The following is a 23,945-nucleotide window of genomic DNA, read 5'->3' as shown; positions in this document are numbered from 1 at the left end:
GGAGATAGAAACTGGCGTCAACACTTATTTGAAACTTTTATTACGAAACACCGAGACGAGTTCGAAGCCTGGGCAGGCGGCGAGCGATCGAGGGTAGCCGCAGCAGCATGAGCGACGCACCAGCCACAGCGTACAGGGTCCACTCCTCCAGGTCTGCCCGCACCACCCAGAGCATGTGCAGCAAGCCGAGCCCAAGGATCAGGTAGACCAGGCGATGCAGCTTCTTCCAGCGGTTACCGAGCTTGCGCATGGCGAAGCGGTTGGAAGTGATCGCCAACAGGAACAGGCAGACGAATCCAAGCATTCCCACGATGATGTAGGGACGCTTGCTCAACTCGATGCCCAACTGCCCCCAGTCCAACCCCAGGATGAACACACAGTAAGCGCTCAGGTGCAGCAGCACATAGGTGAAGCACCACAACCCCAACTGGCGACGCACGGCGATCCAGCCCGGCCAGCCGCTCAGCTTCTGCAGTGGCGTCATCGCCAGGGTGAGTAGCAGCAATACCAAGGCGCCCAGCCCCAGTCGATCGACCAGGGTCTTGCCCGGGTCAGGTCCGAGGGCAAAGATCCAGGCTTGGTACAACCACCAGGCCGGCACCGCCAGCGCCCCCAGGAATACCGCAAGGCGCAGATACCAGTAGCGCATCAGTAGTACTTCCTCAGATCCATGCCGCTATAAAGGGAAGCGACCTCGCTCCCGTAGCCATTGAACATCTGCGTATCCCGCACATTGGGGCTGAACAACCCACTGGGCAGGCGCCGCTCGCGGGCCTGAGACCACCGCGGGTGGTCGACCTGCGGATTGACGTTGGCATAGAACCCGTACTCGTTGGCGGCAATGCTTTCCCAGGTGGTCTTCGGCTGCTCGCGGACCAGACTGATACGCACGATAGACTTGATGCTCTTGAAGCCATACTTCCACGGCACCACCAGGCGCAACGGCGCGCCGTTCTGGTTGGGCAACAGCCGCCCGTACATGCCCACCGCCAGAATTGCCAGGGGATGCATCGCCTCGTCCATGCGCAAGCCCTCTATATAAGGCCAGTCGATCACCGAGAAACCGGAGCGCTGGCCGACCATCTGTTCCGGGCGCTGCAGGGTTTCGAAGCGGACGAACTTCGCCTGCCCGTTGGGTTCGACCCGCTTGAGCAGATCCGCCAGAGGAAAGCCCAACCAAGGGATCACCATCGACCAGGCTTCCACGCAGCGCAGCCGATAGATGCGCTCTTCCAGTTGGTAGGGTTTGACGAAATCCTCGAGCGCATAGGTACCCGGCTTGCCGACCTCGCCGTCGATCACCACCGACCAGGGCTCGGTCTTCAGGGCCGAGGCGTTTTCCGCCGGGTCGCCCTTGTTCGGCCCGAACTCGTAGAAATTGTTGTAGTGGGTGGCGTCCTTGAATGGCGTAATCGCCTCCCCCTGGACATCCACCGCCTGCCAGCGGGTCTGCGGAAGCTTTTCGGCGAACCAGCCCGGCGCCGGTACCGACTCGACGCCGGCATAGCGCTGCTCGTCGGCAAAGCCCAGGCGCGGCAGGCCGCTGGCCAGCGCCAATCCGGCGAGGGAAGCGCCGAGCAGGCGCCGACGGGACAGGTAGAGGGGTTCGGGCGTGACTTCCGACTCGGAACAGTCGGAACGGGAGGGAATCTTGATCAGCATGACGGGCTCCGCAATGACCAGCTTTGTGCCAGTAGACTACGGAGCCCGTTGGAAATTACATCAGCTCGGCTGCTTCCGGCGACGCAGTTGCAGCAGGTATTGCACAGGACCGGAGGCCGCGTAGGCAAGGAACAGCAACAGGAGGATGCGCGGCGGGTCGGTAAAGACCACGGCGAAAGCCAGCACCACGATAAGGATCGCCACGAACGGCACCCGGCCGCGCAGGTCGAGATCCTTGAAGCTGTGGTACTTGATGTTGCTGACCATCAGCACACCGGCGGCGGCGACCAGCAGGGCGACGAGGAAGGCAACCTTGGCGCCCTGGATCTCGAAATCGCTGAACGCCCATACCGTGCCCGCCACCAGCGCCGCGGCGGCCGGACTGGCTAGACCGATGAAATAGCGCTTGTCGGCCTTGCCGACCTGGGTGTTGAAACGAGCCAGACGCAGGGCGGCGCCCGCAACGTAGATGAAGGCGACCATCCAGCCGACCTTGCCGAGGCTGCCAAGCGCCCATTCGAAGGCGACCAGCGCCGGCGCCACACCGAAGGCGACCATGTCGGACAGCGAGTCGTACTCGGCGCCGAAGGCGCTCTGGGTGTTGGTCAGACGGGCCACGCGGCCGTCCAGTCCATCGAGGACCATGGCCACGAAGATAGCGATGGCGGCGTTGGCGAACTGGCCGCTCATGCCATTGATGATGGCGTAGAAGCCGGAAAACAGGGCCGCCGTGGTGAACAGGTTGGGCAGCAGGTAGATACCGCGGTGACGAACCTTCCGCCCTTCGGCGTCGTGCCCTTCTTCTATATGTTCGTCGATGGGCAGCAGGCTTTCTTCGTCGGAGGCCTTGTTCGGCTCCTCGGGACGTTCACTCATGGACAATTCCTTGGGAACTGATGGGGTACGAATATGCCGACAGCTCTTCTGACTAGGAAGACAGCTCCGCCGGCCCAGGCTTTATACCAGATCGCCAGGCAAGAACGAAAAAACGCGGCCGGGGCCGCGTTTCTTCGTATGTCGCCGGAGCCGCTTAGTTCTTGCTCTTGTCGACGATCTTGTTGGCTGCGATCCACGGCATCATCGCGCGCAGCTTCTCGCCGATCTGCTCGATCGGGTGAGCGGCGTTGTTGCGGCGGTAGGCAGTCATCGACGGGTAGTTGGCCGCACCTTCGGTAATGAACATCTTCGCGTATTCGCCGTCCTGGATGCGCTTCAGGGCGTTGCGCATGGCAGCACGGGACTCGGCGTTGATCACTTCCGGACCGGTTACGTACTCACCGTATTCGGCGTTGTTGGAGATGGAGTAGTTCATGTTGGCGATGCCGCCTTCGTACATCAGGTCGACGATCAGCTTCAGCTCGTGCAGGCACTCGAAGTAGGCCATTTCCGGCGCGTAACCGGCTTCGACCAGGGTTTCGAAACCGGCCTTGACCAACTCGACGCAACCACCGCAGAGAACGGCCTGCTCACCGAACAGGTCGGTTTCGGTCTCGTCCTTGAAGGTGGTTTCGATGATACCGGTACGACCGCCGCCGACGCCGCAGGCGTAGGACAGGGCGACGTTCTTGGCGTTGCCGGAAGCGTCCTGGTAGATGGCGATCAGGTCAGGGATGCCGCCGCCCTTGACGAACTCGGAACGCACGGTGTGACCCGGGGCCTTCGGCGCGATCATGATCACGTCGAGGTCGGCGCGCGGGACGACCTGGTTGTAGTGGATGGAGAAGCCGTGAGCGAAGGCCAGGGTGGCGCCCTTCTTCAGGTTCGGCTCGATCTCTTCCTTGTACAGGCGGCCCTGGAACTCGTCCGGGGTGAGGATCATGACCACGTCGGCTGCGGCGACGGCGGTCTTCACGTCGGCAACCTTCAGACCGTGCGCTTCGGCCTTGGCCACGGTGGCGGAGCCGCTACGCAGGCCCACGGTGACGTCGACGCCGGAGTCCTTCAGGTTGCAGGCATGGGCGTGGCCCTGGGAGCCGTAGCCGATGATGGCAACTTTCTTGCCCTGGATGATCGAGAGGTCACAGTCTTTATCGTAGAAAACGCGCATGGGAATTCCCCTTCAGTAAGGCCTCGCGGGCCTGCTTTCAGTTCAGATGCTCAGAGTCTTGTCGCCACGGGCGATGCCGGTGACGCCACTGCGGACCACTTCCAGGATCGACGCGGTGCCGATGGCCTGGATGAAGCTGTCCAGTTTGTCGCTGGTACCCGCCAGTTGCACGGTATAGACGCTACTGGTGACGTCGACGATCTGCCCACGGAAGATATCGGTGGTGCGCTTGACCTCGGCGCGCTGGGCGCCCGTGGCCTTGACCTTCACCAGCATTAGCTCGCGCTCGATATGGGCGCTTTCCGACAGATCCACCAGCTTGACCACTTCGATCAGCTTGTTGAGGTTCTTGGTGATCTGCTCGATCACCTCATCGTGCCCCACGGTGGTCAGCGTCAGACGCGACAGGGTCGGGTCCTCGGTCGGCGCCACGGTCAGGCTTTCGATGTTGTAGTTGCGTTGGGAGAACAGGCCGACCACGCGGGACAATGCGCCTGGCTCGTTTTCCAGCAGCAGGGAAATGATGTGTCGCATGATCAGGTACGCTCCGTCTTGCTCAGCCACATGTCGCGCATCGCGCCGTCACGGATCTGCATCGGATAGACGTGCTCGCTGGCGTCCACCTGGATGTCGAGGAAGACCAGGCGATTCTTCATGGCGAACGCCTCCTCCATCTTCGGCTTCAGATCCTTCAGGTCGGTGATGCGCATGCCGACATGCCCGTAGGCTTCGGCAAGCTTGACGAAGTCCGGCAGGGATTCCATGTAGGAATGCGAATAACGGCTGTTGTACTGCATGTCCTGCCACTGGCGGACCATGCCCAGGGCACCATTGTTCAGGTTGACGATCTTCACCGGCAGGTCGTACTGCAGGCAGGTAGACAGTTCCTGGATATTCATCTGGATACTGCCCTCGCCGGTCACGCAGGCGACATCGTCGTCCGGGAAGTTGAGCTTGATGCCCATCGCCGCCGGGAAGCCGAAGCCCATGGTGCCGAGACCGCCGGAGTTGATCCAGCGATTGGGCTTGTTGAACTTGTAGTACTGCGAGGCGAACATCTGGTGCTGGCCGACATCGGAGGTGATGAAGGCATCGCCATGGGTAACCTCGTAGAGCGTCTCGATGACGGTCTGCGGCTTGATGATGCTACCGTCACCCTTGTCGTACGGGAACAACCCACGGTTACCACGCCACTCGTCGATCTGCTTCCACCAGGCAGCCTGGGCATCCTGGTTCGGGGTCTCGCCGATTTCCCTGACGATCGCGACCATTTCGGTGAGAACGCTGTCCACCGGGCCGACGATCGGGATGTCGGCCTTGATGGTCTTGGAAATCGACGCCGGATCGATGTCGATGTGGATGATCTTGGCGTTCGGGCAGAACTTCGCCGCGCCGTTGATGACCCGATCGTCGAAACGCGCGCCGACCGCGAGGATCACGTCGCTGTGATGCATCGCCAGGTTGGCGGTGAAGCTGCCGTGCATCCCGAGCATGCCGAGGAACTGGCGGTCCGCGCCGGGATATCCGCCGAGGCCCATCAGGGTGTTGGTCACCGGCAGGTTGAGCATCTGTGCCAGCTCGGTCAGCGGCGCCGCGGCATTGCCCATGATCACGCCGCCGCCGGAATAGACGACCGGGCGCTTGGCGGCCAGAAGCATCTCGGCGGCCTTGCGGATCTGTCCCGAGTGACCGCGAACGGCCGGGCTGTACGAACGCAACTTGACCTTCTTCGGATAGGAATATTCGAATTTCTGCGTCGGGTCGCCCATGTCCTTCGGAATATCCACGACCACCGGCCCCGGACGACCGGACTGCGCCAGGTAGAAGGCCTTCTTGATCACCTCGGGAATTTCCGAGGGATGCTTGATGATGAAGCTGTGCTTCACGATCGGCCGGGAGATCCCGACCATGTCGGTTTCCTGGAACGCGTCGGTACCGACCATGTTGCTCGGCACCTGGCCCGACAGGATCACCATCGGGATGGAGTCCATGTACGCGGTGGCGATACCGGTGATGGCGTTGGTCGCGCCCGGGCCGGAAGTCACCAGCACGACACCGGGTTTGCCGGTGGCGCGAGCGTAACCGTCTGCCATATGGGTAGCCGCCTGTTCATGGCGCACCAGGATGTGGGTCACGTCGTGCTCTTTGAAGAGCGCATCGTAGATATGCAGGAGGGCACCACCCGGGTACCCGTAGATGTACTTAACGCCTTCGTCGCGCAACGAGCGGACGACCATTTCAGCGCCAGATAAAAGCTCCACGTTTTCACCTCTAGAACGCTATACGGCCACCCAGGGGCGGGCGACCGAAATTCGGTTGGCTGCCCGGCAGAGCATGGGTGACGGTAGTCACCGGCTACGTCAACTGCCGATTGAGCAAACTTGGAAGGGCGCCTGGTGTTACGGAGCTCTTCCACCCAGCGCGAGGTAACGCGAAGCAGGGTGTAACTTTCGGCGCGGGTAGGCACCTCATGGTCTGCCGGAGAGGGGACTGGGTTGCAGACGGCCCGCTACAGCGAGCTTGGATTCTTCGCATTCGTCGAACGCAAGTCAAGCTTTATTCTGAAAATTATCAAAAAAAATTCCAAGGAAGCTGCCATACCCTTCCATAAAAAAGCTGATCAATGACAAAAAACAGATTTTATGGCTAGAAAATCCCGATTTAGAGCAAACATTTCCAAAATGCCCATGATTCCCGCGAGGACTTGCCACGGCGAGGCCGTCTCCGGCGGCTGTTGTGATGCCGTGCAGCATGCCGCGCTGGCGGATTTGGTTATAGTTAGCCGCAGTTAGCGCATTCCAAGGACTCCGCATGCGACGCATGATCCTCCCGGCCAGCTTGTTGCTCGCCCTCTCTTCTTTCGCCATGTCCGCCCCGATCTACAAATGGGTCGACGCCGAGGGCGTCACCCACTTCGGCGCACAACCGCCGCAAGGTGCGCAAGCGACCACGGTGAATACCCAGACCGCCCCGCCGCCGGACAACTTCCCCCTGCCACCCTCGACCCCGGCACCGACCATCCAGCGGAAACCGGCCGATCCCGAGCAGAAGGCGATCGACGACAAGGTGAAGCAGCAAGTGGCGAAGGAAGAGGCCGAGCGCAAGCAGTTCTGCGAAGAGACCCGCAACAACCTCGCGCAACTGAAGAACAACCCGCGCGTAAGGGTCGACGAAGGCAAGGGCGAACTCCGTCGCCTCGGCGAGGAAGAACGCCAGGAGCGAATCGCCAAGGCCGAAAAGGCGATTCAGGAGAATTGCCGCTGAGGCGAACACAGCCCCGTCCCGCAGCATGGGGCTGACCCGACTCTCCGCCTTGCTTGAAACAAAGAAAAACCCGGCCTGTAGCCGGGTTTTTCTTTACTGCCGAAGTTTCATGACGGCCCGCCGATCAGCCGGTCGAACTCGCCAAGCGCTGCCAGCAGCCCGGCGACTTCCTCGCCACGCTGCGCATAGGCCACCTCGGCCATGGCCAGGATACCCGAGGCCTGCGGCAAGGCGCTGTCGCTTTCGAGAATCAGCTTCATCCGTGGCAGGAAGATCCATTGCAGCCATTGCTCGAGCGCCAGCGTATCCACGCAGAACGGCTCGGGGCTGGCCAGCGCTTCCGGGGCGGGGCTGCTTTCGCTCCACCAGCCGAGGGCACGCAACTCGCGCTCGATCAGCAACAACTGGTCGGCCAGCGGATAGACCCGTCGATCCATCAGGAACTGACCTTGGCCTTCTGCCGGGCCAGCGCAGCGCCGGCGGAGTCTCCCTGCTTCTCCCGCGCCTGGGCGATCAGTTCCCAGAGCCCGGCCTGCAAGGCCGGCCGGCCATTGGCGTAGCTCAAGCCACGGCGCGCGACCTGCTCAGCCTGGGCCGCATCACCCTGGGCCAGGCGCACCTGGGCCAGGCGATAGAGCACCTGTGGCTCGCGCGGAGCGATGCGCTGGGCTCGCTCGAGGCTGGCGGCGGCGCTGTTCAGGTCGCCGCTACCCTGCTGTTGCTGGGCGGTTGTGAGCATCGCCAGGACCGGCCCGTCCAACTGCTCGTCGGCCGCCAGGCTGCCGGCCGAGCCGGAGGCCGGAATGCCGGTGGGCGCGGAACGACTGGCGCCGCTGGGCGGCATGTTGTAGCTGCCGCCCAGCGGTGGCGTGGAGGCGCTGCTGGCCGGAGCCTGGTACTGGGTGCCGGTGCCGAGCGGAGCGCTGCTGATCGGCGCGGCGCCGGACTGCGCCGGGAAGGTCTGGATCGGCGCGGAATTGGCGCCCTGCGGCACCATCACCACCACGCCGGAGTCGCCGCCCTGGGGAATGCCCTGGGTGGCGGCGCCTTGCTGGGTACGCGGTACCTGGGTACGGGTGATGCGGAAACCGCCGCTTTCCTGGTTGGAAACCGGAGTACCGGAATCCACCACCGGGATCGCCCCGTGCTGCGGGCTGGCACAGCCCGCGAGCAGGGCACTGCCGGCAAGCGCGGCGAATACGAAAATCTTCTTCACGTCAGGTCCTCTCGGATCAATTCAGCCAGCCACGTACCCAGTCCATCACCTCACCGGCGGGGTTCTGGCTCCCGCAACCTGGGCCCTGGGCGGGCTCGCTGCCACGAATATAGGGCATCTGTACGGCATTCGGGCAATCCGCCGCCGAGCCCTGCCCGGTCTGCGCGTCGACCCAGGCCATCACCACGTTCTCCGGCATCGGCATTTCCAGCGATTGCGGATGCGCCTTGCGCATGAAGCTGGCCCATACCTGCAGGGCACCGGTGGCGCCGGTAAGCGGCGTCTTGCCGTTGTCGTCGCGACCGAGCCAGACCACAGCCTGGAGGTCGCCGCCGAAACCGGAGAACCAGCTATCGCGCGAGTCGTTGCTGGTGCCGGTCTTGCCGGCAAGGGTCAGCGACGACGGCAATTGACTGTACACCGAACGCCCGGTGCCTTCGCGCATGACCCGCTGCATGGCGTTCTGCACCAGGTAGACGGCGCCCGAGTCGAAGCGCTGTTCGACCTGGAACGGGTAGCGCTTGAGCGGCTGGCCGTCGGCGGTGAGGACGCTGCGGATCCCCCGCAACGGCGTGTTGAAGCCGCCGCTGGCGATGGTCTGGTACATGGTGGCGACCTCCATCGGACTGAGCGAACCGGCGCCCAGCAGCATCGACGGATAGGCCGGCCAGTCACGGTTGATACCCAGCCGGGCGACGGTCTGCAGCACGTTGGGCACACCGACGTCGAGGCCGAGCTTGGCGGTGGACAGGTTGTAGGAGTTTGCCAGGCCCTGGTACAGGAAGATCGTGCCATGCGAGCGCCGGTCGTAGTTCTGCGGTCGCCAGACCTGGCCGTCCTGGCCTTTCACCGCGAAGGGCTCGTCCTGCACCCAGGTGGTCAGGGTGTACTTGCTCGGCCGCTCGAGAGCGGTCAGGTAGACCGCCGGCTTGATCAGCGAACCGATCGGCCGCACCGCGTCCAGGGCCCGGTTGAAGCCGGCGAAGCGCGGGTCGCGACTGCCGATCAGGGCCTGGATCTCGCCGGTTTCCGGATTGGTCACGACCATCGCCGCCTCGACCTGGTCGACCCCCTTGCGCCCACTGAGGCGCTTGAGCGTTTCGTTGACCGAGGTCTCGGCCTTTTCCTGCAGGATCGGATCGAAGCTGGTGAAGATGCGCAGCCCTTCCTCGGTCAGGTCCTCGTCGCGGTAGTCCTGGCGCAACTGGCGCTTGACCAGGTCGAGGAAGGCCGGATAGGAGCTGTCGGCCATGCTGCCCTGCCGGGTCACGCCGAGCGGGCGCTGCTTGGCGGCGTCGACTTCCTGCTGGGTCGCCACGCCCTGCTCGGCGAGCACGTCGAGCACCAGGTTGCGCCGCGCCAGCGCACGATCCGGGTAACGTCGCGGGTTGAAGTAGGACGGTCCCTTGACCATGCCGACCAGCAGCGCCACCTGGTCGAGCTTGAGCTCGGCCAGCGGCTGGCTGAAGAAGTACTGGCTGGCCAGACCGAAGCCATGGATCGCTCGTTGCCCATCCTGGCCGAGGAACACCTCGTTGAGATAGGACTCGAGGATGTCGCGCTTGTCGTAGTGCAGCTCCAGCAGCACCGCCATCATCGCTTCGTTGATCTTGCGGCTCAGGCTGCGCTCGTTGCTCAGGAAGAAGTTCTTCACCAACTGCTGGGTCAGGGTGCTGCCGCCCTGGCGCAGCTGGCCGGCGGTGGTGTTGACCCACACCGCCCGCGCCACGGATTTCAGCGACACGCCATGGTGGTTCCAGAAGTCGCGATCCTCGACCGCGACCAAGGTGTCGATCAGGTAGGTCGGCACCTGGTCGAGCTTGACCAGGATGCGATCCTCATGGTGCGCCGGATACAAGCCGCCGATCAGCAGCGGCTCAAGGCGCGCCACCGCCAGCTCCTTGCCGTTGGCCTGGCTCAGCCCGCTGACGTAGTTGCCGTTGAAGCGCACGCGCACGCGCTGGGCCGGTTCCGCGCCCTCGTAGAACTGGAAGCCACGGGTATTGAGTTCGACCGCGCTGGCCGCCACCGATACGGTTCCAGGCCCGCTCACGCTGGGCTCGCGACGGTAGCCGAGGGCGTCGAGTTCGCGCAGGAAGTCTTCCCTGCTCAGCTTCAGGCCGTTGAACAGCTCCAGCGGGCGGGCATAGACCTTCGCCGGGATGGTCCAGCGCCGGCCGGAGAATTTCTCCTGCACCACGGCATCGAGATAGATGGCGAAGCCGGCGAGGAGCACCAGGCCGACGAGGCCGAGCTTGAGGGCCCAGCCGAGCCATTTGTTCAGGCCGGGTGCCGGGCGTGCTTTGCTGTTACGGGAACGGGGGGATCGGGGACGCGTCATGGCGGCGCATTATACGTACTTTATCCACAGCGGACAGACACCGCATCGGCGGCATCCACGGTCTGCGCGGCCCCGGTGGATAGGCGCGGCGGCAGCGCGGCGCATTCGACCGGCGATCCGGCAAATGGTTGCTATCCGCCAGCGATGTTTGCACTGTCACCCCTTCCCGCCATAATGCGGGTTTTCGCATATTTCAGAGGCAAGGATATCCCGTGAGCCAGACCCTGATCGCCGCCCTGCAGAACCCGGCCCTCTACCCCCACCCGGTGGAGCGCTTCGAGGTCATCGAGACGCACATCTCCTGGGTCCTGTTGACCGGTCCCTACGCCTACAAGATCAAGAAGCCGATGGATTTCGGCTTTCTCGATTTCACCAGCCTGGACAAGCGCCGCTTCTATTGCAACGAAGAGCTGCGCCTGAACCAGCGCCTCACCGACGATCTCTACCTGGAGGTCCTGCCGATCACCGGTAGCGAAGAGGCACCACGGATCGGCGGCGACGGCGAGGCAATCGAATACCTGCTGAAGATGCGCCAGTTCCCGCAGGACAACCTGCTGGCGGCAATCCAGGGCCGCGGCGAACTGTCCAACCAGCATATCGACGAACTGGCCGAGCAGATCGCGCACTTCCACCAGACCACCCCGAAGGTGCCGCTGGAACACCCGCTGGGCACCGCCGAGTCCTGCATGGCGCCGGTGCGGCAGAATTTCGAGCAGGTTCGCCCGCTGCTCAAGGACAAGGCCGACCTGCAACAACTGGACGCCCTCGAAGCCTGGGCGGAAAGCAGCTTCGAACGCCTGCTGCCGGTGCTCCAGGAGCGCAAGGCAAAGGGCTTTATCCGCGAATGCCACGGCGACATCCACCTGGGCAACGCCGCGCTGATCGACGGCAGGGTAGTGCTGTTCGACTGCATCGAATTCAACGAGCCGTTCCGTTTCACCGATGTCTGCGCCGACTTCGCCTTCCTCGCGATGGACCTGGAAGATCGCGGCCTGAAGTGCCACGCTCGACGCTTCGTCAGCCTCTATCTGGAACGCACCGGCGACTACCAGGCCCTGGAACTGCTGAACTTCTACAAGGCCTACCGCGCCATGGTCCGCGCCAAGGTCGCGCTGTTCAGCCTCGGCTACCAGACCGATGCCGTGCAGCGCGCCGCGACCCTGCGCCAGTACCGCAACTACGCCAACCTGGCAGAAAGCTACAGCGCCATTCCCTCGCGCTTCCTGGCGGTCACCCATGGTGTCTCCGCGGTCGGCAAGAGCCAGGTGGCCATGCGTCTGGTGGAGGCTCTGGGCGCCGTGCGCCTGCGCTCGGATATCGAACGCAAGCGTCTGTTCGGCGAGCAGCCGGAACACGACAGGGGCCAGTTCGCCGCCGGGATCTATAGCAGCCAGGCCAGCGAAGCGACCTATGCGCACCTTCACCAGTTGGCCGCGAAGATCCTCCAGGCCGGCTATCCGGTGGTAATCGATGCCGCCTACCTGAAGCAGAATCAGCGCCAGGCCGCTTGCCACATCGCGGAAGAAACCGGCGTGCCGTTCCTGATCCTCGACTGCCAGGCGCCCGAAGCGGTGATCGCCGGCTGGCTTGCGCAACGCCAGGCGGAAGGCAAGGATCCGTCCGACGCGACTCTCGACGTGATCCGCACCCAGCAAGCTACCCGCGAGCCGCTGACAGCGGCGGAGACGGTCCAGAGCAAGCGCGTCGACACCCACGACGCGGCCAGCCTCGACGGGCTGGTCGACGGCATTCGCCAGCGCCTGCCCGGTCTCTGAACGAACTGCCATGTCGCCCGCCCCTCCAGGGCGGGCGCCGTGCCGCCGCTCTTCTATACTCACGGCGAGCCTTCTGCACAGGACGCCGCCCATGAACTCGCCCCGTCAGCTCGACTCGCCGCTCTACCAACTGCTGCACGCCGAAGACATCGAAGGCTTCAACCGACAGAAGCCGGCCGACGGCTGGATCGACCTGGCCGGCGGCGACTTCCGCGGCCTCGACCTGCGTCTGCTGGATGCCGCCCGCGTCGACTTCAGCGATGCCTATTTCCGCGGCGCCGACCTGCGCGGCGTGGATCTGCGCGAGGCGCGCCTGGAGGGCGCCAGCCTCGCCCATGCGCAGATATCCGGTACGTATTTCCCGTTGCGCCTGGCGCCGGACGAGATCCGCATGTCGGTGAACTTCGGCACCCGCCTGCGCTACCTGCCGGAGCCCTGAGAAGCGGAAGGACCACGCCAGACCACGTTTTGCCGGGAGGCCGCTACACTTCTGGCAGGTACCCGGCCGGCTGAGGATCGGTCCCGGACCGCCTACGCCGGATCGTAAGGGCGAAGGCCGCTCGCGTCGGCCATCTCGCTCCACGCACCGGTCCTGTCGGCTCCGGACCGGTTCCAGGCAGTTCCGCGCCATCACGCTTCTGAGCGGCATCGCAAGGACCGACGATGAACGACGAACTGCTGAACCTGAAAAACCTCGGGAAAACCTCGACCCAATGGTTGCATGCCGTGGGTATCCACAGCGCCACCGATCTGCGTCGGCTCGGCTCGGTGGGAGCCTATCGCGCGGTCCGCGCACGCGGCTTCCGAGCCTCGAAAGTCCTGCTCTATGCCATCGAAGGCGCACTCCTCGACGTTCACTGGAACGAGCTGTCCCCAGACCACAAGGCCGCACTGCTCGGCGAGCTGGAGACTTTCCCCGTGCGAAACAAGAGCTAGCTCACACCTGCCACGGGAAGATATTTACTCCCCCCGGGCGCCCACCTATCGTCTCGTGGACGTTCGTACCTCCTCTCCCGACCAGGCAGCTCAAGGAAATGGCCATGTATCTACTCGGCGAGCAACCGGCTTATGCCGACCAATTGATCAATCGCCTGCAGGGAATCCCTCACCGCTTGCTCGAAGGCCTGGCACCCAGCGGCCCCGCCCTGGAACTGGAACGTAGCGACGACCTGGAACGCGAGCTGCCCGCCGACCAGGTATTCCTGGTGGAAAGCGGCCTGCTGCATGCGCTGGTAGACGAACGCCCACTGTTCTATCTCCAGGAAGGCGACCTCCTCGGCCTTCGACGCGGACTCGAGCTTCCCGCCTGCCGGCATGCCAACGAAGAGCCGACCCGCCTGCTGCCCTATTCGCGCGATGCGCTGCTCCAGCACATCCATGCTGACCAGGGACGTCAGGAACTGCTATTGCAGTACCTGATCGGACAGACTGCCCTGCTCGGCGATGCACTGGCGCACCTGAAGCAGCCGGAAGTCCGCCCGGCCACCGGCTTCCGCCACTTCGCCGCGGGCGAGGCGCTGATCCGCCAGGGCGACGATGCGGATCATGTGTTCATCATCATCGAGGGGCACGCCGAAGCGCTGGTGGACGGCCAGAAAGTCGGCGATGTGCAGAAGGACGAGATCTTCGGCGCCATGGCCGTGTTCACTCGCGAGAAACGCAGCGCCACGGTGGTTGCCAGCGAACCCTGCACGGTGATGGTGATTCCCAAGGAGCAGTTCCTCGGCCTGATGCAGAACAACCCGCGAATCGCCCATAGCCTGATCGAAGGCATGGCCCGGCGGATAGACCTGCTTAACCGGGAAGTGACCCAGCTGCGCCTGCGCCGCAGCGCCTGAGGCCCATTCCAGAGGGCTCGCGACTAGCTAGCAGAAAAGTTTGGCGAAAGCGTTTGACATGGAAATGAGAATCATTATTATGTCACTCAACTGGTCGCGAGATCAGCCGGTAAGCTGAGAGACCCACGCAGTCGGACTCTTCAGATTATCTCCTCATCAGGCTAATCACGGTTTTTGACCCGGCACTTTGCCGGGTCTTTTTTTGCCTGCGATTCGGCCGGAGACGACCGTTCATCGGCTGGCGATGGAATGAATGAGAACCGGCTTGACCTGATAATGAGAATAGTTATTATTACACCAACTGGTCGCGAGGCCAGCAGGTAAGCTGAGAGACCAAGCAGTCGGACTCTTCAGATTATCTCCTCATCAGGCTAATCACGGTTTCGACCCGGCACTTTGCCGGGTCTTTTTTTCCCGCGAAAACGTAGCGCGATACACGGCTCCAGGCCTCGCGCCCTTCCTCAACGTGCCTTCTTCATCTCCGCGCAATAGTCCTTGTCCGGCTGTGCCGGCGTGTACCAGGCGTAGTCGGCCTCACGCGTCGTTACCGCCTGCCCGGCCTCGACCAGCATCAGTACCTGAGTGCCCTTCTCCGCACCAAGGTCGCGCAGGTGGACCGGTACGCCGAGGTCGCGCCGGGCGTGGAAGCTCCCGGCGACGAGCATCGCCGGCAGCGGCGCATCGCGAAGACGCTCGGCCATGCGGCGGTCGCGTTGCTGCTGGACGGCTAGCATCGCCGGCAATTGAACGTCGGGAAGCATGCCGCAGTGGGATTCGCGAATCCGCGCAAGCAGCGGCAGGCGCACGCTGTCACGCCTGGAGGCCGTTCCGGAAAGCGGCGGACGCTCCCCATAGATACGCATGATTTCGCTCCGCTGGAGGTTCGCCGCCAGCAACGGCGCGGGTTGCGCAACCGCCCAGGACACCAGGGGGCCGTACTGCGTCCAGTCCCAACCTTTCTGCCAGTCCAGGGCCTGCTCCAGGTTCGCCACCGGCTTGCCGGTCCCGAGTTGTGCGCGGACCGCATCCACCCGTGGTTGCTGGCCGGGCTCGAGCATTTCCAGCAGCAGGCTGCCCTGCGCCCGGTATTCGCCCAGGGCCTGCGCCAGCCACAGTTCCACGGCATGATGATCGGGATTGTCGTGCTTCTCGCCGACGATCACTCGCGGCGCGGCCGCCAGGCGTGCGACCAGTTGCTGCGGGCTCAGCGTCACGCCGCTGCGCAATTCGACGATTCGTCCCGTCTGCGGATCGTCGCGCCCTTCCGGGCTCTGCCAATCAGGCAGCGGCGGCAGTTGGGACTGGCAGCCGCCCAGCAGCAGACAGAAAGCGAACAGGCGAATGCGCATGGCGACTCCTTCAACGGGCGACGATCAGCGGATGACCTCGCTCGGGATGACGCTGGACCAGGACCTCGAGGCCGAACACCGCGCGCAACGGCTCGGGGCGCAGGACTTCCTCGGGCGTACCGAGCAGGTGCGGGCGACCATTCTGCAGCAGCAGCAGGCGGTCGCAATAGCGCGCGGCCAGGTTGAGATCGTGGAGGATCACCAGCACCGAGGCACCGCGGCGGGCGAAATCATGCACCGCCTGCAGGGTAGTGTGCTGGTGCAGCGGGTCGAGCGCCGAGGTCGGCTCGTCGAGCAGCAGCACCTGCCCCGGCTCGCCCGGCCACAGCTGCGCCAGCACCCGCGCCAGGTGCACGCGCTGGCGTTCGCCGCCGGACAGCGCCAGGTAGCTGCGCCCGGCCAGATGGCTGGCGTCGGCCGCCGCCAAGGCCTCGGCGACGATCTGCACATCGCGCTCGCGGCCGCTGGAATGAGGCAGCCGACCGAAGCCGACCACCGCCTCCACTGGAAAGGCGAAGCCCAGCGACGAACTCTGCGGCAGCACCGCCAGGCGCTGCGCGCGAGCGACGCCCGGCCAGTCGTCGAGGCCACGCTCGTCGAGCAGCACCTGCCCTTCGGCCGGCTCCAGTTCGCCACAGAGAGCGCCAAGCAAAGTGCTCTTGCCGGCGCCGTTGGGGCCGAGTACGCCGAGCATCTCGCCAGGCCGCAGCTCCAGCTCGAGGCCTTCCAGTACAGTCTTTCCGCCACGGCGGATGGACAGGTTCTCCACGCGCAGCATCAGGCCCGCCCCCGCACTAGCAGATAAAGGAAGAACGGCGCGCCGATCAGTGCCGTGACGATGCCGATCGGCAACTCCGCCGGTGCCAGCGCCAGGCGCGCCAGCAGGTCGGCAAGCAGGAGGAGAATGGCGCCGGCCATCATCGAGGCCGGCAGCAACGTCCGATGGTCCGGACCGGCAACCAGACGGATCAGGTGCGGCACCACCAGGCCGATGAAGCCGATCATCCCCGCCGCCGCCACTGCGGCGCCGACGCCGAGGGCAGTGCAAAGCACCAATTCGGCCTTCAATCGCTCGACGTCGAAGCCCAGGTGACGGGCCTCGGACTCGCCGAGCAGCAGTGCGTTCAGGGCATCTGCCCGGCGCGGTAGCCAGCAGGCCACCAGCAACGCCACCAGCAGCAGCGGCCAGAGTCGTGGGTAGCTGGCGCCGTTCAGGCTGCCCAGGTTCCAGAAGGTCAGGGTACGCAAGGTGGCGTCATCGGCGAGATAGGTAAACAGTCCGATCACCGCGCCGGACAGCGCGGTCAAAGCGATCCCTGCCAACAACATGGTGGCCACGCTGGTCTGGCCATCGCGGCGGCCAAGTCGATAGACCAGCCAGGTCACCCCCAGGCCGCCGCCGAAGGCGCACAGCGACAGCAGGTAGGGCGCGAGGAACGCCGGCAAGCCACCCAGCGAGGCGCCGAATACGATGGCCAGCGCCGCGCCGAGGGCAGCACCGCTGGACACCCCGACCAGACCTGGATCGGCCAGCGGGTTGCGGAACAGGCCCTGCATCGCCACCCCGGACAGCGCCAGCACCGCGCCCACGGCCAGGCCGAGCAGGGTCCGCGGCAGGCGGATCTGGCCGAGGATCATTTCCGCCTGGGCCAGGCCCGTTCCATCGAGCGGCAGCCCGGCCAGGCGCAGCGCGGCGCGCAGGGTATCGCCCAGCGGCAGGCTGACGGGACCGAGGGCGAGGGACAACCAGATGACCAACACGAGCGAAATCCCCAGCGCACCGAACAGTGCGCGGGGACGAACAACCGATTTCAATGGGTGGCTTCCGTACTCAGCGGTTTCGCGGAAGGATAAAAGGCCGCGGAGAGAGCCGCCAGGCCATCCGGCAGGCGCGGACCGAGGCCCCCCACCAGGAGCGTCGGGTCCAGCACCAGCAGACGTCCGTCACGCGCCGCGCGGGTCGCGGCGAGGCCGGGGTTCTGCCTGAGCAGCGCGGCACGCGCCGCATCACCTTCGAGGCTGCGGTCGGCGATCACCACCGCGACCGGATCGAGCGCTGCCAGGGCTTCCACCGAGATCGGCTTGTAACCTTCATGGGTAGCCAGGTTACGTGCTCCGGCTCGGTTCAGGACCCAATCGCCGCCGGTATTGCGCCCCGCTACCAGCAACTGACCGCCGGCATTGCCGATCACCAGCAGGACGCCCGGGGCCGGCTGGCTCTTCTGCGCGGCCGCGATCCAGTCCGCCTGGCGCCGCAACCGCTGGCGATAGTCAAGTTCGGCGGCCTCGGCGCGCTGGGGCACGCCGAGCCAGTCGCCGAGCTTCTTCAGGTTGCTTTCCAGTGCCTCCAGATCCGGCTTGGCGGAGAGGGTCTCGACCCGCACGCCGGCGCCTTCGAGCTGCTTGAGTACCGGCGGAGGCCCCATTTCCTCGGTGCCGATGAGGATATCCGGACGCAACGCCAGCACGCCCTCGGCAGCCAGTTGGCGCTGGTAGCCGACGCTCGGCAACTGTTTCAGCGCCTGCGGATGCTGGCTGGTGGTGTCCACCCCGACCAGCTTGCTCTCGCCGCCCAGCGCCACCACCCATTCGCTCAGCGAGCCGCCCGCGCTCACCCAGCGTTGCGGCAGCTCGGCGGCCTGGGCCATGCCGGTGCCAAGCAGGATGCCCAGCGCCAACCCGTTGAATAGTCGATCGATACGCATGATCTCTCCTCAGGGCGCCTTGAAGGATTCGGCCAGTTCGCGCCAGTCGTCGCGCTCGGGCTCGCCGGGCTTGCGCGCGCCGAACAGTTGCACGATCAGCTCGCCGTCGGCGTCGAAGGCCTCCCAACTGGTTACGATGCCATCGGTGCTCGGCTTGCGCACCCGCCAAAGCTCGGCGATGCCGGTGGTCTTCAGGTGCAGGTTGAATTCCGGATCGAGCACGTTGAACCAGTCGTCCAGCCACTTCAGGTTGCACACAGGCCCGGTATGGATCTGGATGCAGTGAGCGTTGCCGACGAACACCATGATCGGCAATCCGCTTTCGGCCGCCGCCTCGAAGAGTTTCGACAGGTCGCCCTTGTCCAGGCGCTCGGCCCATTCGCCGCCAGCCAGGCGCAGCGCCTGGGTGCGCTGCGCGCCATGCTTCTTCAGCAGGGCGTGGAAATGATGGGTGTCCTTCAACGCGGCCCAGCCTTCGCGCAAGGCGGCGGCATCGATCTGCGCATCGACGAGCGCCGCAGCCGGCGCGCGGGGTTCGCGCAGCGCCAGCACGGCATCCTGCTCGGCAGCCCGCAGGCGCTCGACCAGCGGCTCCCAGGCGCGGACGTCGCTGGCCTCGGTAAGGAACACCTTGTGTACCGCCACGCCCTGCTGGTCGAACACCTGGATGCTGCGCTGGGTACCCCGCGATGTCTCCTCGGCAATGGCGAAGGCGGCGTTCCAGCCCCCCAGGAACAGGCGCAGGTCGATATCCGGCGAGACCACCAGGCCCATCTGCCCATTGGCAGAGACCGTCACTTCGCGATACGGCCCCTTGCGCTCGTGGACGCAATGCTCGTTGCGGGTCAGCGCCATGATCGGCCCCAGTTCGCCGAGCGCCGGCAGCAAGGCGGCCCAGTCCGGCCGCAGGCGCACGGCATCGATGCCGACCCGGCTGGCGACCAGGTCGCCTTCGCTGACCTGCAACAGCGCGGCGGCGTCGCGCGCGCGTAGCTGCGGTCGCTCGGCGCGCAGGTTCTGCCAGGCGCGGTAGAGCTCGGCAGGGGAATGGGAAAGGCTGGGAGTGCTGCTCATCGACGGTTCCTCGGGCATATCCGGTTCGGTCGCGCTACGCGCAAAAACAGGTGAACTTTGCCACAAAACGCATATCTGAATCCATTTGATAATTATTTGCATTAGCGTTTTTCTAGCAGTACCTTGTGCGCCCGACGTCCCCCTGGCTATTCGCCACAGGCCCGACCCAAGGAGTCCCACATGCCGCTCTCCCCGCCCTTCGCCCTGCGTCCCTGCCTGGCCCTGCTGTTGCTCAGCCCTTCCCTGGCCCTGGCGGGGCACGCCGTCCCGCTGACCCCGACCACCATCACCGCCACCCGTACCGAGCAGGCAGTGGATTCGGTGCCGAGCACCGTCAGCGTGCAGACCCGCGAACAACTGGACCGGCAGAACGTCAACAACATCAAGGAACTGGTGCGCTACGAACCGGGAGTCTCGGTCGGCGGCGCCGGCCAGCGTGCCGGAATCACCGGCTACAACATCCGCGGCATCGACGGGAACCGCATCCTTACGCAGATCGACGGGGTCGAACTGCCCAACGACTTCTTCAGCGGCCCCTACGCGCAGACCCACCGCAACTACGTCGATCCGGACATCGTAAAGCGCGTGGAGATCCTTCGCGGCCCGGCCTCGGCGCTGTACGGCAGCAACGCCATCGGCGGCGCGGTGAGCTACTTCACCCTCGACCCGTCGGACATCATCAAGGACGGCAAGGACGTCGGCGCCCGGCTGAAGGCCGGCTACGAGTCGGCAAGCCACTCCTGGCTGACCTCGGCCACCGTCGCCGGCCGCGCCAACGACTTCGACGGCCTGCTGCATTATGGCTACCGCCAGGGTCACGAGACCGAATCCAACGGCGGCCACGGCGGCACCGGGCTATCGCGCAGCGAAGCCAACCCGGAAGACGCCGACAGCTACAGCCTGCTCGGCAAGCTGGGCTGGAACTACGCCGAGGGCAGCCGCTTCGGGCTGGTCTTCGAGAAGTACAAGAGCGACGTCGATACCGACCAGAAGAGCGCCTATGGCGGCCCGTACGACAAGGGCAAGCCGGCCATCCCGCCGAGCATGCTACCGGGCGGCATGTACCAGTGGCGCAAGGGCAACGACACCCTGACTCGCGAGCGCTACGGCCTGGAGCACCATTTCCTGCTCGACAGCCCGGTCGCCGATCGCATCCAGTGGAGCCTGAACTACCAGTTGGCGAAGACCGACCAGGCGACCCGCGAGTTCTACTACCCGATCACCCGCAAGGTCCTGCGCACCCGCGATACCACCTACAAGGAACGCCTGTGGGTCTTCGACAGCCAGTTGGACAAGAGCTTCGCCATCGGCGAGACCGAGCACCTGCTGAGCTACGGGATCAATCTCAAGCACCAGAAGGTCACCGGCATACGCAGCGGCACCGGCACCAACCTGGACACCGGTGCGGATAGCCCGCGCGATGCCCTGGAGCGCAGCAGCGACTTTCCCGATCCGACGGTGAAGACCTACGCCCTGTTCGCCCAGGACAGCATCAGTTGGAACGACTGGACCTTCACTCCCGGCCTGCGTTACGACTACACGCGCATGGAGCCGCACATCACCGACGAGTTCCTGCGCACCATGAAGCAGAGCCAGAACACCGCGGTCGACGAGTCGGACAAGAAATGGCACCGGGTTTCGCCCAAGTTCGGCGTGACCTACGACTTCGCCCAGCACTACACCTGGTACGGCCAATACGCCCAAGGCTTCCGCACGCCCACCGCCAAGGCGCTGTACGGTCGATTCGAGAACCTGCAGGCGGGCTACCATATCGAGCCTAACCCCAACCTCAAGCCGGAAAAGAGCCAGAGCTTCGAGACCGGGCTGCGCGGCAAGTTCGACGAAGGCAGCTTCGGCGTGGCGCTGTTCTACAACAAATATCGCGACTTCATCGACGAAGACGCCCTGAATACCGATAGCACCGGCGGCAACGGCCAGACCTTCCAGTCCAACAACATCGAGCGGGCGGTGATCAAGGGCATCGAACTCAAGGGCCGCCTGGAGCTGGGCGCCTTCGGCGCGCCGCAGGGACTCTACACCCAGGGCAGCGTGGCCTACGCCTACGGTCGCAACAAGGACAACGGCGAGCCGATCAACAGCGTCAACCCACTCACCGGAGTGTTCGGCCTGGGCTACGACGAAGCAGACGGCAACTACGGCGGACTGCTCAGCTGGACCCTGGTCAAACGCAAGGATCGCGTCGACGACAGCACCTTCCACACCCCGGATGGCACCGCCAGCCAGTTCAAGACCCCGGGCTTCGGCGTCCTCGACCTCAGTGCCTACTACAGGCTGAGCAAGGACCTGACCCTCAACGCCGGTCTCTACAACCTGACCGACAAGAAGTACTGGCTGTGGGATGACGTGCGCGGCTACGACAGCGTCGGCGAGGCTTCGGCGCTGGCCCCGGCCAACATCGACCGGCTGTCCCAGCCGGGCCGCAATTTCGCGGTCAACCTGGTCTGGGACATCTGACCCCGTTACCCCTTCGCACACGGAAGTGCCCCCATACCCAGCGCCTGGCCATGCCGGGCGCTTTCCATGCCATGGGTGAAAGCCGTCCTCCGGATCAGGGATAATGATCCCGGCAAACGGAGCGCCCATGATCCACCTGTGTCCCTCTTCCCATCTCGCCGAAGGCAACAGCCGCGGCTTCCTCGTCGATGAGCGGCGGCTGTTCGCGGTGCGTCGCGACGGCCGCGCCTACATCTACCTGAACCGCTGCCCGCATCGCGGCATCCCGTTGGAGTGGCAGCCCGATGCCTTCCTCGACGACAGCGCCAGCCTGATCCGTTGCGCCAGCCACGGCGCGCTGTTCCTCATCGAGTCCGGCGAGTGCGTGGCCGGCCCCTGCGCTGGCGAGCGCTTGCGCGCCCTGCCCTGCCGGGAAGACGCCGAAGGCCTCTGGGTGGAGCTGGACGACTGACCCAACGGGGGATGGGCGGCAAGCCGCGAGGCAACGGCTAGGCTTGCGGCACAAAGATAAAAAAGAGGAAGGAAAGCGCCATGCGCCGATTCAGCCTGCGCTTCGGCCTGCTGCTCCTGTTCGGCCTGCTGCTCTATGCCTGCCGCAATGAACCGGGCCCCGTACGGCTCGCCCCTGGCGTAACAGCGGCGGATTACCGGACTTTCTTCATCCAGGCGGTACGCGCCGAGGGGCACCGCATCGACTTCGAGGAGCGTTTCGATACGGCCGTGCGCCGCGCCCTGGAGGCCAAGGGCTATCGCTACCAGGGGGAACACGGCGACCTGCGGGTGATCTACGCCCTCGGCCTGCAACGCCAGCCGGGCCTGGAAATGCGCCCGGTGATCACCCAGGATGGCGTCTTCACCCAGACCCAACTGACCGAAGACACCGAGGCCAGGCTGGCGCTGCGCATCCTAGACGAAAGCAACGGCAGGGTCCTTCTGGAAAGCGTGCTGAGCCGCCAACTGCACGATCCAGCGCTGAACCAGGAAGCGTTCGACCGCGGCGTCGCGCAGTTGCTGAAGGACTTCCCGAGTCGCAGTCAACCTTGAATGTCACAGGCCGTCGAAGTCGTCCTCGCGGAGCTCGGCGCTCTCGCCGGGCGTCGACAGCCGGGTCGGCCGCCGTTGCAGCCACCACAGGGCGGCGATCCCCAGGGTAGCCATTGCGCCGCGGAACAGCAGGCCGAACAGGTTGCCGTCGGCCTCAATCCCGCCCTCGATCCAGGCAATCAATAGCCGCGACAGGGTCAGGATCGATTGCAGCAGCACTACCAGGATCAACGCCGGCTGCACCAGCGAAGCCCGGCGCAGGGCGAACAGCAGGAACAACGCCAGGGCGAACTGATGGCCGCCATAGAACACCCGCGCATCGCTGACCGCCGAAGGCTCCATCAGCAGCATCCCACTGAGATTGGCCATCTCGTAGGGACGCACCCAGTACAGCACTCCCAGCGCGCCCCATACCAACGCCTGAACCAGCAAAACCAAACGGGCGAAGAGCATCCCCTTTCTCCTCGGGCCTGTTGCCCCCAGCGGTCGGTTCGACACCGGCGGCGAACGCCCCGGCAACCCTAAGGACAGCAGACCCAAACCGCGCCGACGAGTTCGCTGCGACAATCCGTCCCTGCCCAACGGCCCCCCGGCGCGGCGGGCAGCGCATCGCTTCGTCACAAGTGGATACAGCTCACCGGCTGGGTGGCAGCGGGTGCCAGCGGTATGCTCCCGGCATTCGCTCGCAGCAAGGAGAATCCCATGCGCCGCTTCGCTCCCCTGGCCGTCCTGGCCGCCACCCTGCTCCACGGTTCCCTGGCCCAGGCCGCCGAACCGCTGGCCATCGACGTCCACCGCGACGCCAACTGCGGCTGCTGCAAGGACTGGATCAAGCACCTCGAAGCCAACGGTTTCAAGGTCACCGACCATGTGGAAGCAGACATGAGCGCAGTCAAGAACCGCCTCGGCGTGCCCTACAGCATGGGCTCCTGTCATACCGGAGTGATCGACGGCAAGTTCGTCGAAGGCCACGTGCCGGCAGCCGACATCCTCAAGCTGCGCGAACGCGCCGACCTGGTCGGCGCCGCCGTACCGGGCATGCCGGTCGGCTCGCCGGGCATGGAAATGGGCGACCGCCAGGACGCCTACCAGGTCGTCGGCCTGACCAGGAGCGGCCAGGCCTCGGTACTGGCGGAGTACCCGGGACGCTAACGA

Annotated in this window: 25 protein-coding genes; 9 read left to right on the top strand and 16 right to left on the bottom strand. The window is 64.9% G+C overall.

From position 1 onward, the window contains the following. Window positions 1-40 precede the first annotated feature (40 nt). The 7 genes from msrQ to HMPREF2886_RS34615 form a co-directional block, all read right to left on the bottom strand. On the bottom strand, window positions 41-649 hold the full coding sequence (gene msrQ / locus HMPREF2886_RS15875; protein ID WP_039027909.1) for a protein-methionine-sulfoxide reductase heme-binding subunit MsrQ: 609 nt from the start codon (window positions 647-649) through the stop codon (window positions 41-43). Further along, window positions 649-1,662 carry a protein-methionine-sulfoxide reductase catalytic subunit MsrP gene (gene msrP, locus HMPREF2886_RS15870; RefSeq protein ID WP_042169373.1) on the bottom strand — a complete coding sequence of 338 codons (1,014 nt, stop codon included), beginning with the start codon at window positions 1,660-1,662 and terminating at the stop codon, window positions 649-651. Before msrP ends, msrQ begins: the two co-directional genes overlap by 1 nt. Window positions 1,663-1,722: 60 nt before the next feature. After that, on the bottom strand, window positions 1,723-2,538 hold the full coding sequence (gene pssA / locus HMPREF2886_RS15865; RefSeq protein WP_003095061.1) for a CDP-diacylglycerol--serine O-phosphatidyltransferase: 816 nt from the start codon (window positions 2,536-2,538) through the stop codon (window positions 1,723-1,725). A gap of 154 nt (window positions 2,539-2,692) precedes the next feature. Continuing rightward, a complete protein-coding gene (ilvC, locus tag HMPREF2886_RS15860; RefSeq protein WP_003095066.1) occupies window positions 2,693-3,709 on the bottom strand; it encodes a ketol-acid reductoisomerase in 1,017 nt (338 codons plus the stop codon). Between the two features lie 42 nt (window positions 3,710-3,751). Beyond that, window positions 3,752-4,243, bottom strand: a complete 492-nt coding sequence (gene ilvN, locus HMPREF2886_RS15855) for an acetolactate synthase small subunit (protein WP_003095069.1) — start codon at window positions 4,241-4,243, stop codon at window positions 3,752-3,754. 2 nt (window positions 4,244-4,245) lie between these two features. Then, the gene (locus HMPREF2886_RS15850) at window positions 4,246-5,970 is read right to left on the bottom strand and encodes an acetolactate synthase 3 large subunit (RefSeq protein ID WP_003095071.1); all 1,725 of its coding nucleotides are present in this window, start codon (window positions 5,968-5,970) and stop codon (window positions 4,246-4,248) included. A 288-nt stretch (window positions 5,971-6,258) separates the two neighbouring features. After that, window positions 6,259-6,531, bottom strand: coding sequence for a hypothetical protein (locus HMPREF2886_RS34615; RefSeq protein ID WP_155697871.1), 273 nt, complete (start codon window positions 6,529-6,531; stop codon window positions 6,259-6,261). Here HMPREF2886_RS34615 and HMPREF2886_RS15845 point away from each other — a divergent pair. After that, on the top strand, window positions 6,521-6,973 hold the full coding sequence (locus HMPREF2886_RS15845; RefSeq protein WP_070747783.1) for a DUF4124 domain-containing protein: 453 nt from the start codon (window positions 6,521-6,523) through the stop codon (window positions 6,971-6,973). The genes HMPREF2886_RS34615 and HMPREF2886_RS15845 overlap by 11 nt on opposite strands. A 107-nt stretch (window positions 6,974-7,080) precedes the next feature. Here HMPREF2886_RS15845 and HMPREF2886_RS15840 read toward each other — a convergent pair whose 3' ends face one another. From HMPREF2886_RS15840 to mrcB, 3 genes are read right to left on the bottom strand one after another with little or no spacing between them, the layout of a single operon-like run. Beyond that, window positions 7,081-7,410 carry a YqcC family protein gene (locus HMPREF2886_RS15840; RefSeq protein ID WP_039027906.1) on the bottom strand — a complete coding sequence of 110 codons (330 nt, stop codon included), beginning with the start codon at window positions 7,408-7,410 and terminating at the stop codon, window positions 7,081-7,083. Further along, window positions 7,410-8,189, bottom strand: coding sequence for a penicillin-binding protein activator LpoP (gene lpoP / locus HMPREF2886_RS15835; RefSeq protein ID WP_042169371.1), 780 nt, complete (start codon window positions 8,187-8,189; stop codon window positions 7,410-7,412). The genes HMPREF2886_RS15840 and lpoP overlap by 1 nt, the downstream gene beginning before the upstream one ends. A gap of 16 nt (window positions 8,190-8,205) precedes the next feature. Then, window positions 8,206-10,530, bottom strand: coding sequence for a penicillin-binding protein 1B (mrcB, locus tag HMPREF2886_RS15830; RefSeq protein WP_003111352.1), 2,325 nt, complete (start codon window positions 10,528-10,530; stop codon window positions 8,206-8,208). Between the two features lie 212 nt (window positions 10,531-10,742). Here mrcB and HMPREF2886_RS15825 point away from each other — a divergent pair, with 212 nt between their 5' ends. The 4 genes from HMPREF2886_RS15825 (at window position 10,743) to cbpA (ending at window position 14,143) form a co-directional block, all read left to right on the top strand. Beyond that, on the top strand, window positions 10,743-12,305 hold the full coding sequence (locus HMPREF2886_RS15825) for a bifunctional aminoglycoside phosphotransferase/ATP-binding protein (protein ID WP_058173455.1): 1,563 nt from the start codon (window positions 10,743-10,745) through the stop codon (window positions 12,303-12,305). Window positions 12,306-12,396: 91 nt separating this feature from the next. Then, window positions 12,397-12,744 (top strand): pentapeptide repeat-containing protein, encoded by a 348-nt coding sequence (locus HMPREF2886_RS15820; RefSeq protein ID WP_003095090.1) that lies wholly within the window; start codon window positions 12,397-12,399, stop codon window positions 12,742-12,744. Between the two features lie 224 nt (window positions 12,745-12,968). Continuing rightward, entirely contained in the window at window positions 12,969-13,241 is a 273-nt protein-coding gene (locus HMPREF2886_RS15815) for a TfoX/Sxy family protein (RefSeq protein WP_003095094.1), read from the top strand. 104 nt (window positions 13,242-13,345) lie between these two features. Then, window positions 13,346-14,143: a cAMP-binding protein CbpA gene (gene cbpA, locus HMPREF2886_RS15810; RefSeq protein WP_033973782.1), complete on the top strand. Its 798-nt coding sequence runs from the start codon at window positions 13,346-13,348 to the stop codon at window positions 14,141-14,143. 461 nt (window positions 14,144-14,604) lie between these two features. Here cbpA and HMPREF2886_RS15805 read toward each other — a convergent pair whose 3' ends face one another. Genes HMPREF2886_RS15805 through HMPREF2886_RS15785 form a run of 5 tightly spaced genes read right to left on the bottom strand, consistent with a single transcriptional unit; the run spans window position 14,605 to window position 19,271 of the window. Next, on the bottom strand, window positions 14,605-15,492 hold the full coding sequence (locus HMPREF2886_RS15805; protein WP_058173454.1) for a ChaN family lipoprotein: 888 nt from the start codon (window positions 15,490-15,492) through the stop codon (window positions 14,605-14,607). A gap of 10 nt (window positions 15,493-15,502) precedes the next feature. Next, a complete protein-coding gene (locus HMPREF2886_RS15800) occupies window positions 15,503-16,270 on the bottom strand; it encodes a heme ABC transporter ATP-binding protein (RefSeq protein ID WP_003457143.1) in 768 nt (255 codons plus the stop codon). Then, entirely contained in the window at window positions 16,270-17,253 is a 984-nt protein-coding gene (locus HMPREF2886_RS15795; protein WP_073648587.1) for a FecCD family ABC transporter permease, read from the bottom strand. Before HMPREF2886_RS15795 ends, HMPREF2886_RS15800 begins: the two co-directional genes overlap by 1 nt. Window positions 17,254-17,303: 50 nt before the next feature. Then, a complete protein-coding gene (locus HMPREF2886_RS15790; protein WP_033973778.1) occupies window positions 17,304-18,197 on the bottom strand; it encodes a hemin ABC transporter substrate-binding protein in 894 nt (297 codons plus the stop codon). A 9-nt stretch (window positions 18,198-18,206) separates the two neighbouring features. Next, window positions 18,207-19,271, bottom strand: a complete 1,065-nt coding sequence (locus tag HMPREF2886_RS15785; protein ID WP_058173452.1) for a hemin-degrading factor — start codon at window positions 19,269-19,271, stop codon at window positions 18,207-18,209. 180 nt (window positions 19,272-19,451) lie between these two features. Here HMPREF2886_RS15785 and phuR point away from each other — a divergent pair, with 180 nt between their 5' ends. The 3 genes from phuR to HMPREF2886_RS15770 all read left to right on the top strand — a co-directional run bounded on the left by phuR (window position 19,452) and on the right by HMPREF2886_RS15770 (window position 22,790). Continuing rightward, window positions 19,452-21,746 (top strand): heme/hemoglobin uptake receptor PhuR, encoded by a 2,295-nt coding sequence (phuR, locus tag HMPREF2886_RS15780; protein ID WP_058173451.1) that lies wholly within the window; start codon window positions 19,452-19,454, stop codon window positions 21,744-21,746. A gap of 103 nt (window positions 21,747-21,849) precedes the next feature. Continuing rightward, window positions 21,850-22,197 carry a Rieske (2Fe-2S) protein gene (locus tag HMPREF2886_RS15775; RefSeq protein WP_003121065.1) on the top strand — a complete coding sequence of 116 codons (348 nt, stop codon included), beginning with the start codon at window positions 21,850-21,852 and terminating at the stop codon, window positions 22,195-22,197. Between the two features lie 80 nt (window positions 22,198-22,277). Continuing rightward, a complete protein-coding gene (locus HMPREF2886_RS15770; protein ID WP_070747780.1) occupies window positions 22,278-22,790 on the top strand; it encodes a DUF4136 domain-containing protein in 513 nt (170 codons plus the stop codon). A gap of 3 nt (window positions 22,791-22,793) precedes the next feature. Here the strand turns inward: HMPREF2886_RS15770 and HMPREF2886_RS15765 are convergent, their stop codons facing one another. Continuing rightward, window positions 22,794-23,243, bottom strand: coding sequence for a DUF4345 family protein (locus tag HMPREF2886_RS15765; protein ID WP_058173449.1), 450 nt, complete (start codon window positions 23,241-23,243; stop codon window positions 22,794-22,796). Between the two features lie 249 nt (window positions 23,244-23,492). On the opposite strand from HMPREF2886_RS15765, the gene HMPREF2886_RS15760 reads away from it, so the two are divergent. Next, window positions 23,493-23,942 (top strand): DUF411 domain-containing protein, encoded by a 450-nt coding sequence (locus HMPREF2886_RS15760; RefSeq protein WP_058173448.1) that lies wholly within the window; start codon window positions 23,493-23,495, stop codon window positions 23,940-23,942. The last annotated feature ends 3 nt before the right edge of the window (window positions 23,943-23,945 follow it).

This window comes from Pseudomonas sp. HMSC066A08, from assembly GCF_001813025.1.
GTDB lineage: Bacteria > Pseudomonadota > Gammaproteobacteria > Pseudomonadales > Pseudomonadaceae > Pseudomonas > Pseudomonas aeruginosa.
This window is presented reverse-complemented; position numbering and strand designations above follow the sequence as displayed.